Consider the following 12243-nt stretch of genomic DNA (forward strand, 5'->3'; position numbering starts at 1 on the left):
GCCCGGTGCCCGCGGCCGTCGCGCGCCCGCCCCACCCCGGCCCACGAGGAAGTCCGAACCGCATGACCGAGAGCGGCGTCGTCATCGTCGACAAACCCGCAGGCTGGACCTCGCACGACGTCGTCGCCCGCGTCCGGCGGCTCGCCGGCACCCGCAAGGTCGGGCATGCGGGCACCCTCGACCCCATGGCGACGGGGGTGCTGGTGCTCGGCATCGAGAAGGGCACCAAGCTCCTCGGCCACCTGACCCTCACCGACAAGACCTACGAGGCCACGCTCCGGCTGGGGCTCACCACCTCCACCGACGACGCCGAGGGCGAACCCGGCGCGCGCACCGACGCCGCCGGCGTCGCCGACGCGGCGGTGTACGCCGGGGCGGCCGCCCTCACCGGCACCCTCCGGCAGGTCCCGCCGCAGGTCAGCGCGATCAAGGTGAACGGCAAGCGCGCCTACGCCTCCGCCCGCGCGGGCGTCGAGGTGGAGTTGAAGGCGCGCGAGGTCACCGTCGCGGAGTTCACCGTGCACGCCGTCCGCCGGGTCCAGGATGCCGACGGCGTCCTGGTGGACGTCGACGCCCGCGTCACCTGCTCCAGCGGCACCTACATCCGGGCGCTCGCCCGCGACCTGGGCGCCGCCCTCGGCGTGGGCGGGCACCTCACCGCGCTGCGCCGCACCCGGGTCGGCCCCTACACCCTCGACCAGGCCCGCACGCTGGACGCCCTGGCCGAGGAGTTCACCGCCGTCCCGCTGGCCCGCGCGGTCGCGGCCGCGTTCCCGGTGCGGGTGCTCGACGCCGACGAGGCCCGCCGGGTGGCGCACGGCAACCGCATCGCGCCGGGTTCCCTGGGCCCCGGCCCCATCGGCCTGTTCGCGCCCGACGGCACCGTGGTCGCCCTCGCCGAGGAGCGTCCGGGGCACAGCCGCCCCATCGTCGTGTTCGAACCCGCCGGCGGCTGACGCGGCCGGCCCGGCCGCGGTGCGGTCGGCGGCCGGGACGTGCCAGGCTTGGCGAGGGCGCTGCTGCGCCCGCGGCGCCCGCCCGGAGGGGGCGGGCGCGTCCGTGCGTGAAGGGGGCGGGAACGTGGTGCGGCGCTGGCACGGTCTGGAGGAGGTCCCGCGCGGCGGCGGCCCGTCCGTGGTGGTCATCGGGGTGTTCGACGGCGTCCACCGCGGCCACCAGGAGGTGCTGCGGGTGGCGGCCGACCGGGCGCGGGCGGCGGGGGCGTCCGTCGTCGCCGTGGCGCTCGACCCGCACCCCGACACGGTGCTGCGCGGGCTGCCCCGCCCCGCCGTGCTCACCCCGCCGGACCGGCGGGCCGACCTGCTCGCCGCGCACGGCGCCGACGCCGTGTGCGAGCTGCCGTTCACCGAGGAGCTGTCCCGGCTGTCCGCCGCCGACTTCGTCCGGCGGGTGCTGGTCGAGCGGCTGCGCGCCGCGGCCGTGGTGGTCGGCGCCGACTTCCGGTTCGGCCACCGCGCGGCCGGCGACGCCGCCGTGCTGCGCGAGCTGGGCGCCGTCCACGGGTTCGGCGTGGACGCGGTGCCGGTGGTCACCGGCGCCGGGGGCGAGCGGGTCTCGGCCACGCTGGTCCGCCGCCGGGTCGCCGAGGGCGACGTCGCCGGCGCGGCGGCGGCGCTGGGCCGCCCGCACCGGGTCGACGGGGTCGTCGTGCACGGCGCCGCGCGCGGCCGCGAGCTGCTCGGGTTCCCCACCGCCAACCTCGACACCCCGCCGCGCACGGCGGTGCCCGCCGACGGCGTGTACGCCGGGTGGCTGCTGCGCACCGACGCCGCGCCGGGGGAGGAGGCGCGGTGGCCGGCGGCGATCTCGGTCGGCACCAACCCGACCTTCGACGGCGCGGTGCGCACCGTCGAGGGCTACGCGCTGGACCGCGACGACCTGCGGCTGTACGGGGCGGCCATGGCGATGGAGTTCGTCCACCACATCCGCCCCCAGCTCCGGTTCGACGGCGTCGACGCGCTCATCGCGGCCATGGCGCGCGACGTCGACACCGCCCGGAGACTGATGTCGGCGACCTGACCGGGTGCCCCGGTCCGACCCCCGCCCGGCCGCCGCGGTCCGGGGGGCGGCCGGACTGGGGTAGACTCGCTGGAAGCTGCTCACGTGTGCCCGGCCGCCCCCTGCGGCGGGTGCCCGCCGGCCCGGCGCGCAGCGCCCGCCCTCCGCGGTGCGGGTCCCGCCCGGTCGTCCCCGTGGTGACTGTTCGTACGCGTGGTCACCGCGGCCGCGCCACCCGCTCCGGCGGTCGGCGCGGTGGGTCTCGAATCTGCGTACCGAATCATGTGAGAAGGAGCGTCGTGTCGATCGACACCGCCACCAAAGAGAAGATCGTCGCCGAGTACTCCACCAAGGACGGCGACACCGGCTCCCCCGACGTCCAGGTCGCGCTGCTGACGCACCGGATCACCGAGCTGACCGAGCACCTGAAGACCCACAAGCACGACCACCACAGCCGCCGCGGGCTGCTGCTGATGGTCGGCCGGCGGCGCCGCCTTCTGAAGTACATCCAGAAGAAGGACATCAACCGCTACCGCCAGCTGATCCAGCGCCTCGGTCTGCGTCGCTGAGCGTCAACCTGTGAGGGAGTGGCCACGGCCACTCCCTTTCTTAGTAGTGTGGGGTCGTCGGCCGCCCCCGTGGCCAGGACCGACCCCGTGCCGCGTGCGCGCGGCCACAACAGAACACCCGTGAGAAGCGCTCCCGCGCTCCCGCCCTCGGCCGCCGCGTCGAGGCCGGTCCTCGGTAGTGGTCTCCGGCCCGCCCCCCAGGGGTGCTGCCGGGGACTTCGATCGATGGCCGGCCGTCACCGGCCGTCGGCGCACGGCGGCACGTGCCGCCGCGCCGACCGCCGCCGACGTCACTCGGCGACGTAGTACACACCGGGGCACGGACGCGGGGACCGCGAACCGTCAACCCGTGTAGGAGGACGCCCATGGAGGGCGCGTATTCCGCCGAGGCCGTGATCGACAACGGCAAGTTCGGCACCCGTACCATCCGCTTCGAGACCGGTCGGCTGGCCCGCCAGGCCGCCGGCTCCGCAGTGGCCTACCTCGACAGCGACACCATGGTCCTGTCGGCCACCACCGCCTCGAAGCGGCCCAAGGAGAACCTCGACTTCTTCCCGCTGACGGTCGACGTCGAGGAGCGCATGTACGCCGCGGGCCGCATCCCCGGCTCGTTCTTCCGGCGCGAGGGCCGGCCGTCCGAGGACGCCATCCTCACCTGCCGGCTGATCGACCGGCCGCTGCGCCCGTCGTTCGCCAACGGCCTGCGCAACGAGATCCAGATCGTCGAGACGATCATGGCGCTGCACCCCGACCACCTCTACGACGTGGTCGCCATCAACGCCGCCTCGATGTCCACCCAGCTCGCCGGGCTGCCGTTCTCCGGCCCCATCGGCGGCGTCCGGGTGGCGCTGATCGACGGCCAGTGGGTGGCCTTCCCCACCCACAGCGAGCTGGAGAACGCCACCTTCGACATGGTCGTGGCGGGCCGGGTGCTCGACGACGGCGACGTCGCGATCATGATGGTCGAGGCGGAGTCCACGACCAACACGCTGCGCCTCGTCAACGAGGGCGCGGTCGGCCCCAACGAGCAGAGCGTGGCCGAGGGCCTCGAGGCCGCCAAGCCGTTCATCAAGGTGCTCTGCAAGGCCCAGCAGGCGCTGGCCGACCAGGCCGCCAAGGAGACCGGCGAGTTCCCGATCTTCCTGGACTACCAGGACGACGCGCTGCAGGCGGTCGAGGGCGCGGTGCGCGACCAGCTCGCGCAGGCGCTCACCATCGCCGACAAGCAGGAGCGCGAGGCCGAGCTCGACCGGTTGAAGGCCGCCACCGCCGAGAAGCTGGCCGAGGGCTTCGAGGGCCGCGAGAAGGAGGTCGGCGCCGCGTTCAAGTCGCTGTCCAAGCGGCTCATGCGCGAGCGCGTGCTGCGCGACAAGGTCCGCATCGACGGCCGCGGCCCCAAGGACATCCGCCAGCTGTCGGCCGAGGTCGGCGTGCTGCCGCGGGTGCACGGGTCGGCCCTGTTCGAGCGCGGCGAGACCCAGATCCTGGGCGTCACCACGCTGAACATGCTCCGCATGGAGCAGATGGTCGACACGCTCAACCCCGAGCGCACCAAGCGCTACATGCACAACTACAACTTCCCGCCGTACTCCACCGGTGAGACCGGCCGCGTGGGTTCGCCCAAGCGCCGCGAGATCGGCCACGGCGCGCTCGCCGAGCGCGCCCTGCTGCCGGTGCTGCCGTCGCGCGAGGAGTTCCCGTACGCCATCCGGCAGGTGTCCGAGGCCCTCGGGTCCAACGGCTCCACCTCCATGGGCTCGGTGTGCGCCTCCACGATGTCGCTGATGTCGGCGGGTGTGCCGCTGCGCGAGATGGTCGCGGGCATCGCCATGGGCCTCATCAGCGAGGGCGACGAGTTCGTCACCCTCACCGACATCCTCGGCGCCGAGGACGCGTTCGGCGACATGGACTTCAAGGTCGCCGGTACGCGCGAGCTGATCACCGCGCTGCAGCTCGACACCAAGCTCGACGGCATCCCCGCGTCGCAGCTCGCCCAGGCGCTCCAGCAGGCCCGCGGCGCCCGCCTGGCCATCCTGGACGTCATGGCCGAGGCCATCGAGCGTCCGGCCGAGATGAGCCCGCACGCGCCGCGCATCCTCACCGTGAAGGTGCCCGTCGACAAGATCGGCGAGGTCATCGGCCCCAAGGGCAAGATGATCAACTCGATCCAGGACGACACCGGGGCCGACATCACGATCGAGGACGACGGCACCATCTACATCGGTGCCGTCGACGGCCCCTCCGCCGAGGCCGCGCGCGACACGATCAACAGCATCGCCAACCCGACCATGCCCGAGGTCGGCGACCGCTACCTGGGCACCGTGGTCAAGACCACGGCGTTCGGCGCGTTCGTGTCGCTGCTGCCCGGCAAGGACGGCCTGCTGCACATCTCGCAGATCCGCAAGCTGCACGGCGGCAAGCGGATCGAGAACCTGGACGACGTCATCAGCATCGGCGAGAAGATCCAGGTCGAGATCCGCGAGATCGACGACCGAGGCAAGCTGTCGCTGGTGCCGGTCGAGGTGGTCGAGGCGGAGTCCGCTCCGGCCGCGGCCCCGGCCGACACCGCCGCCGACGGCGACGCCCCGGCCGAGGCGCCCGCCGCCGCGGCCGACGGCGAGTCCGGGGGCGGCGAGCGCCGCCGCCGCCGCACCCGCGGCGCCCGGGGCGAGAACACCTGATCCGCCCCGTATGACCGGCCGCAGCGGCCGCACCCGCCCGGGTGCGGCCGCTGCGCCGTCCCCGGCCCCCGGCACCGCCACCCGGCGGTGCGGCGGCGCACCCCCGCGAGGGGGTAGCGTCGCAACGACCGGCCCGTCCGGGCCGCCGCGCCCCCGTGGAGAAGAAGGAAGAATGGAACCTGTCCCCACCGCAGCCGAGCAGGACCCCGGAACGACCCTCACCCTGCTGGAGCCGGGCGACGGCTCCGGCCTGGTGCGGCGCACCGTGCTGCCGGGCGGGCTGCGCGTCGTCACCGAGGCCATGCCGGGCGTGCGGTCCGCGGCCTTCGGCATCGCCGCCACCACCGGCTCCCGCGACGAGGACAGCGAGCACGCCGGGTCGGCGCACTTCCTGGAGCACCTGCTGTTCAAGGGCACCCGCGAGCGCGGCGCCATGGAGATCTCCGCGCTGCTCGACGGGGTCGGCGCGGACCACAACGCCTACACCACCCGCGAGCACACCGCCTACTACGCCAAGGTGCTCGACCGGGACCTGCCGCTGGCGATCGACGTCGTCTCGGACATGCTGGCCAACTCGGTGCTCGACCCGGCCGAGGTCGAGACCGAGCGCGGCGTGATCCTGGAGGAGATCGCCATGTACGAGGACGAGCCGGGCGACCTCGTCGACGACGTGTTCGTGCGGCACGCCTACGGCGACACCCCGCTGGGCCGGCCCATCCTCGGCACCAACGAGAGCATCGAGGCGCTGCCCCGCGACCGCATCTTCGAGCAGTACCAGGACGCCTACGTGCCCGGGGAGCTGGTCGTGGCCGCCGCGGGCAGCCTCGACCACGACGCCGTGGTGGAGCAGGTGCGGGGCTACTTCGCCGCCGCGTCGGAGCGCGCGGGCGACGCCCGACCGGCCGCGCCCCGGGTGGGCGGCGGCCCCGTCGAGGTGTACTCCGGCACGACCCTGCTGTCGCGCGACACCGAGCAGGCGCACCTCATCATGGGCTGCGAGGGCCTGTCCCGCACCGACCCGCGCTGGTACGCGCTGCGGGTGCTGGGGTCGGCGCTCGGCGGCGGCATGTCGTCGCGGCTGTTCCAGGAGGTGCGCGAGAAGCGCGGCCTGGCCTACGCCGTGCACGCCTACCACAGCTCCTACGCCGACACCGGGCTGTTCCAGGTCTACGCCGGGTGCCTGCCCGACAAGATCGACGAGGTCGTCGGGGTGTGCCGCGACGAGCTGGCGAAGGCGGCGGCCACCGGCCTCACCGAGGAGGAGCTCGTCCGCGCCAAGGGCCAGATCAAGGGGTCCTGGGTGCTGGGCAGCGAGGGCACCAACGCCCGCATGGGGCGGCTGACCGTGCACGAGCTGGCGTACCCGCGCCACTTCTCGCTGGACGACGACCTCGCGCTGTTCGACGCGGTGACCGCCGACGACGTCGCCGAGGTCGCCGCCGATGTGCTCGGGCGGCCCCGCACCCTCGCGGTGATCGGCCCCTACGACGAGGGCCGGGTGTTCTGAGGTCCGCTCCCGGTGGGCCGGTCGGCCGGGACCCCGTCGTCGGGGTCGTCCACGCCGCCCGGCCCGCCGGGGACGGCCGTGCCGGGCGCGGGCGGCGGCGGGGGGACCGCGTCCTCCGACCGCAGCGCCCGCACCAGCCCCGCGCACACCAGCAGCAGGACCGCCGCGAACGGCAGCCCGGTGGCGCTGGTGGCGAGCTGGAGGGCGGTGACCGGGTCGGCCGACCCCGGACCGCCCGGTTCCACGCCGATGGCGGCGACGATCAGCACCACGGTCACCCCGCCCTGGGCGACCGCCCACGCCAGGCGCTGCCAGCGCACCGGGTGCGGGTCGCTGCCGTTGGTGAGCATGTCGACCACCAGGGACCCGGAGTCCGACGACGTCGAGAAGAACAGCACCACGCAGACGATGGTGAGGGCCACCGCGAGGTCGAACACCAGGCCGTCGCCGATGGGCAGGTGCTCCAGCAGCACGAAGACCGCCTGCTCCGGTTCGGCGTCGGCGATCCCCGCATCGCGGAACCGGTCGTAGAAGACGCCGGCCCCGCCGAACACGCCGAACCACACCACCGACACCCCGGCCGGGGCGAACAGCGCGCCGGCGATGAACTGGCGGATCGTGCGCCCGTAGGAGATGCGGGCGATGAACATGCCCACGAACGGGCACCACGCGATCCACCAGCTCCAGTAGAACAGCGTCCACTCCGCCTGGAACCCGAACCCCGCCGGGTCGGTGGCCGGGTCGGCGACGAACAGGGCGGTCTCCGGCAGGTGCTGGAGGTAGTGGCCGACGGAGGTGACCAGGCCGGTCAGCACGGTCGTCTTCGGCCCGGCCAGGAACACCAGCGCCAGCAGCGCCCCCGCCAGCCACAGCGTCGTCACCGACAGCGGGCGGATGCCCCGGTTCAGGCCGAGCATCAGGCTCGTCGCCGACACGGCGGTGATGGCGGCGACGATCGCGATCTGCGACCACCACGTGTTCGGCAGCCCGTACAGGGTCTCCAGGCCCGCGTTGATCTGCCGGCTGCCGATGGCCAGCGACGTCGCCAGCCCGAAGATCGTGCACAGCACCGCGAGGATGTCGACCAGGTGGCCCGCCCAGCCGTGCACCCGGTGGCCGATCAGCGGGTAGAGCGCCGACGCCGGGCGCAGCGGCAGGCCCTTGCGGAAGCACAGGTAGCCCAGCGCCAGGCCGAGCACGATGTAGACCGCCCAGGGGTGCAGGCCCCAGTGGTAGAAGGCGGTGGTCATCGCCTCCTGGCCGGCCTCGGCGGAGCCGGGGGCGACGTGGCGCTCCTGGCCCGCGCCGACGTCGCCGTAGAGCGGGTCGGCCGCCACGTGCACCGGCTCGTAGACCCCGTAGTAGACCAGGCCGATCCCCATGCCGGCGGTGAACAGCATGGCGAACCACGACGCGGTGCCGAACTCCGGCCGGGCGTTGTCGGGGCCGAGCCGCACCCGGCCGAAGCGGCTGCACATGAGCCACACGACGAAGCCCAGGACGGCCGTGGCGGTGGCGACGTAGAACCACCCGAGGTAGCGGGCGACGCCCAGGTGCAGGGCGCCCGCCGCGCCGCCCAGGTCGTCGGCGAACAGCGCGCCGGCCGCGAGGAAGGCCGCCACCACCGCCGCCGAGACGAAGAACACCGGGGGGTTGGTGTGGGCTTCGAGGTAGCCGCGGAACCGTGAGATGGGGGCTCCTTCCCGGCGGGCGGGCCGCCGCGGGGGCGGCCGGTCCGGGATCGGGGCCGGCCGTCGCGGGGGCGGACCGCGCGGTCCTGCGTCGCTGTCGTCGTCGCAAAACCCTAGTCTCCGGGCGGTACCGCTCCTACGGGGCCGCCCGGTTGGTTATCGGATATTGACCGGCGCGGCCGGGGGCCGCCTACAGTGAGGCCATGAGCGAGGGCATGGACGCCTACCGGGACCTGCTGCGCGGGGTGCACGCCGACGGCGCGCGGCTCGACCGCCTGACCCTGTCCGCGCCGTGGTCGCTCGACCTGCCCGGCGCCCCGATCACCCTGGTCACACCGGTGAACGGCGGCGCCTGGGTGGTCCCGGGCGACGGCGAGCCCCGGCGGCTGCTGCGCGGCGACACCGCGGTGGTGCGCGGGCCCGGCGGCTTCGTCCTCACCGACACCGTCGGCGCCGTCCCGGCGGCGCCGGGCGGGACCGCCGACATCGTGGTGGGCGCCTACCGCACCGCGTCCGACGTCGGCCACCGGCTCCTGGGCGCCCTGCCGCGGGTGCTGACCGTGCCCGACTGCGACTGCGGGGTGCTGGCCGAGTCCATCGCCGCCGAGGTGTCGGCCGCCGACCGGGCGGGTCAGCCCTACGTGCTCGACAAGCTCCTCGACTGGCTCCTCGTCTGCACGCTGCGCGACTGGTTCGACCGGCCCGACGCGCGCCCGCCCGCCTGGTACCGGGCGCTGGGCGACGAGGTCGTGGGCCCGGCCATGCGCGCCGTGCACGACGCGCCGGGCCGACCGTGGACCACGGCGGGGCTGGCCGCGCTGGCGGGGGCCTCCCGCACCGCGTTCACCCGCCGGTTCACCGCCCTGGTGGGCGAGCCGCCCATGGCCTACCTCACGGGGTGGCGTATGGAGCTGGCCGCCGAACTGCTCACCGACCCCGACGCCACCGTCGCCGCGGTCGCCCGCCGGGTGGGCTACGCCGACGCGTTCGCGTTCAGCGCCGCCTTCAAGCGGGTGTGCGGGGTCAGCCCCAGCGCGCACCGGGGCGCCCGCGCCGCCGTGTGACCCGCCGGGGCACACCCGCACATGCGCGCGGTCCGCGCGCCCATGGCCGCAGGGGGCCGGGGCGGGCGAGGCTGGACCCATGAGCACACACCCCATCCTCGTCATCGGCGGCACCGGGATCACCGGCCGCCGCGTCGCGGCCCGCCTGGCGGACCGCGGCCTGCCCGTCGCCACCGCCTCCCGGTCGGGTGACCGCCGCTTCGACTGGACCGACGACACCACCTGGGACGCCGCGCTCGACGGGGTCCGCGGCGCCTACGTGGTGAGCCTGGACGGCACCGTGGGCCTGACCGCGGCCCTGGTGGAGCGCGCCGAGGCGCGCGGCCTGGAGCGCGTCGTCCTGCTGTCGGCCCGGGGCATCGACATCCCGGGCCACTACGGCGACGACTCGATGGCCGCGGCCGGCCACCTCGACGCCGAGCGCGCGGTCCGCGCCTCCGGCCTGGAGTGGACCATCCTGCGGCCGGGCTGGTTCATCCAGAACTTCACCGAGGGCATCTTCCGCGACGAGTTGACGGAGACCGGCGAGCTGCGCATCCCGGCCGGCGACGGCGCGACCCCCTACATCGACGCCGGCGACATCGCCGACGTCGCCGTCGCCGCCCTGACCGGGGACGGGCACGCCGGACGGACCTACGAGCTGTCCGGGCCCCGGCCGCTGACGGTCGCGGAGGCGCTCGCCGAGGTGTCCGCCGCCACCGGCCGCCCGGCCCGCTACACGCCCGTCAGCCCGGAGGAGTACATCGACGGCCTGGTCGCCGCGGGCGTCGACCCGGTCACGGCCAAGATCTACGACGAGGGGCTGCACCCCGTGCGCACCGGCGGCGAGGCCCGCGTGTCCGACGGGGTCGAGCGGGCGCTGGGCCGTCCCCCGCGCGACTTCGCCGCCGCCGTCCGGGCCGACCTGGAAGCGGCGCGGGGCTGATCGGCCCCCGGCCGGCCGCCGCCCGCCCGGCGCCGACCGGCCGGGATGTTCCGTTCCCGGTCACGGGGTACGAGTCAGCAATGGCCCCGCGTCCGGCACTCCGGCTGCGGGCCGGGCGTTGGGGCGGGTACGGACGTGCAACCGGGAGGAAGGTGCGATGGAGCGCGCGCAGGTCGTGATCGTGGGGGCCGGGTTGTCGGGGATGGCGGCCGCCCGCCGGCTCCGCGCCGCGGGGGTCGAGGGGGTCGCCGTCCTCGACGGGGCCGCCCGCCCCGGCGGGCGGGCCGCGGTGATGCCCCCGTCGGACGTCGAGGGCGTGACACCGGGCGGCATGTTCGTGCAGCGCACCGACCGGACGCTGCTCGGGCTCGCCGGTGAGCTGGGGGTGCCGGTCGACCGGGTCGAGCACGACACCACCGTCGACGACCTGCGCGTCGACGAGTCCGGCGAGACCGAGGTCAGCGACGACAACGTGCCGCTCGACGTGTCGTGGTGGACCCGCCTGCGCAGCGACTGGCTGTTCGGCCGCCTCGCCCGGCTCGCGGCGCGCATCGACTTCGCCGAACCGTGGCGGTCGCCCGACGCCGAGGAGCTGGACTCCCAGACCGTGCGGGCGTGGCTGCGCGACCGCTCTTCGGACCGCGAACTGCTCACCCTGGTCGAGGAGTTCCTGACCCTGGAGGCCGGGTTCCCCGCCGACCGGATCAGCATGCTGTGGCTGCTCGCCCACATCGGGCCCGACCCCGAGGAGGAGATCGACCCGCTGCGGATCTCGCCCGGGGGGCTGGTCGACGCGCTGGCCGCCGAGGTCGGCGACCTGGTTCGGGCCGACCACCACGTGTCCCGCATCGAGCAGGACGACCGCGAGGTCCGCGTGTCGGGGGAGTGGGGCGTCATCGCCGCCGACCGGGTGGTGCTGGCGCTGTCGCCGGCCGACTGCCGGCGCATCGAGATCAGCCCGGAGCCGCCGCCGAGCCGGCGCCGGCTGGAGCAGCAGTGGCCGCAGGCCGAGATCATCCGCACCGAGATCACCTACTGGCGGCCGTTCTGGCGCAACTTCGGCCTGTCGGGCGAGACGCACTTCGAGGACGGCGTCCCCGCGTGGACGATCGACGACAGCCCGCCCGACTCCGACCGGGGGCGCCTGATCGCGCACACCTACACGTTCGGCGCGGCCGACCCGCTGGGGGCCGACCAGGGCGTCACCGACGACCCGGCCCGGCACCGGTCGGTGCTGCTCGACAACCTCACCCACGCGTTCGGCCCGCTGGCGGCCGAGCCGTTGGCGGTGGTGCAGTCGGCGGCGGGGCCGGGCGTGTACAGCAGGGCCTACCAGTCGCCCACCCCGCCCGGGTTCCTCACCGAGCACGGGCCCCTGCTGCGGGCCCCCGTCGGCCGGCTGCACTGGGCGGCGACCGAGACCGCCGCGTTCCCCGGCAACGGCACCCTCGACGGCGCCCTGGAGAGCGGCCACCGCGCCGCCGAGGAGGTGCGCGCGGCCCTGCTCGACCGCGTGCCGTGACACCCGCCGCCGCGCCCCGCGCCCCGCGCCCGCGCCGCCGGCTCAGCAGGCGAAGCGGGGCTCGGCGGCGGTGAGGACCGCCGGCCCGGTCACCCGGCAGCCCAGGGCCCGCAGGTCGGCGGCGAGCGTCGCGGTCAGCCGGGCCACGTCCTCGGGGGCGGTCGGGTGCAGCGCCTCGGCCACCACCAGGACGCCGGTGGTGGCGGGGCGCACCGCCGACCAGCCGCTCTGGCGGTGCGTCCACCGGCGGGCGTGCGCCCGGCCC

Annotated in this window: 9 protein-coding genes and 1 pseudogene; 8 read left to right on the plus strand and 2 right to left on the minus strand. The window is 75.2% G+C overall.

Annotated elements, in window-relative coordinates:
• The first annotated feature begins 62 nt into the window (after positions 1-62).
• The 5 genes from truB (at position 63) to NT8_RS23600 (ending at position 6776) form a co-directional block, all read left to right on the plus strand.
• Entirely contained in the window at positions 63-956 is an 894-nt protein-coding gene (truB, locus tag NT8_RS23580) for a tRNA pseudouridine(55) synthase TruB (protein WP_067973808.1), read from the plus strand.
• Between the two features lie 127 nt (positions 957-1083).
• Positions 1084-2040 (plus strand): bifunctional riboflavin kinase/FAD synthetase, encoded by a 957-nt coding sequence (locus NT8_RS23585; RefSeq protein ID WP_067973833.1) that lies wholly within the window; start codon positions 1084-1086, stop codon positions 2038-2040.
• A gap of 278 nt (positions 2041-2318) precedes the next feature.
• Positions 2319-2588, plus strand: coding sequence for a 30S ribosomal protein S15 (rpsO, locus tag NT8_RS23590; RefSeq protein WP_067973811.1), 270 nt, complete (start codon positions 2319-2321; stop codon positions 2586-2588).
• 365 nt (positions 2589-2953) lie between these two features.
• Positions 2954-5269 (plus strand): polyribonucleotide nucleotidyltransferase, encoded by a 2316-nt coding sequence (locus NT8_RS23595; RefSeq protein WP_067973814.1) that lies wholly within the window; start codon positions 2954-2956, stop codon positions 5267-5269.
• Between the two features lie 172 nt (positions 5270-5441).
• On the plus strand, positions 5442-6776 hold the full coding sequence (locus tag NT8_RS23600; protein ID WP_067973819.1) for a M16 family metallopeptidase: 1335 nt from the start codon (positions 5442-5444) through the stop codon (positions 6774-6776).
• On the opposite strand, the gene NT8_RS23605 is transcribed toward NT8_RS23600, so the two are convergent.
• Positions 6752-8422 carry a BCCT family transporter gene (locus NT8_RS23605; protein WP_067973822.1) on the minus strand — a complete coding sequence of 557 codons (1671 nt, stop codon included), beginning with the start codon at positions 8420-8422 and terminating at the stop codon, positions 6752-6754. The genes NT8_RS23600 and NT8_RS23605 overlap by 25 nt on opposite strands.
• A 260-nt stretch (positions 8423-8682) precedes the next feature.
• On the opposite strand from NT8_RS23605, the gene NT8_RS23610 reads away from it, so the two are divergent.
• The 3 genes from NT8_RS23610 to NT8_RS23620 all read left to right on the plus strand — a co-directional run bounded on the left by NT8_RS23610 (position 8683) and on the right by NT8_RS23620 (position 11978).
• Positions 8683-9531: an AraC family transcriptional regulator gene (locus NT8_RS23610; RefSeq protein WP_067973825.1), complete on the plus strand. Its 849-nt coding sequence runs from the start codon at positions 8683-8685 to the stop codon at positions 9529-9531.
• Positions 9532-9610: 79 nt separating this feature from the next.
• A complete protein-coding gene (locus NT8_RS23615; protein WP_067973827.1) occupies positions 9611-10456 on the plus strand; it encodes an NAD(P)H-binding protein in 846 nt (281 codons plus the stop codon).
• 157 nt (positions 10457-10613) lie between these two features.
• Entirely contained in the window at positions 10614-11978 is a 1365-nt protein-coding gene (locus tag NT8_RS23620; RefSeq protein ID WP_084469222.1) for a flavin monoamine oxidase family protein, read from the plus strand.
• A 42-nt stretch (positions 11979-12020) separates the two neighbouring features.
• On the opposite strand, the pseudogene NT8_RS30055 reads toward NT8_RS23620, so the two are convergent.
• Positions 12021-12243: pseudogene (locus NT8_RS30055) on the minus strand (hypothetical protein); the annotation flags it as partial.

This window comes from Nocardiopsis trehalosi NBRC 14201, assembly GCF_001552555.1.
GTDB lineage: Bacteria > Actinomycetota > Actinomycetes > Streptosporangiales > Streptosporangiaceae > Nocardiopsis_B > Nocardiopsis_B trehalosi.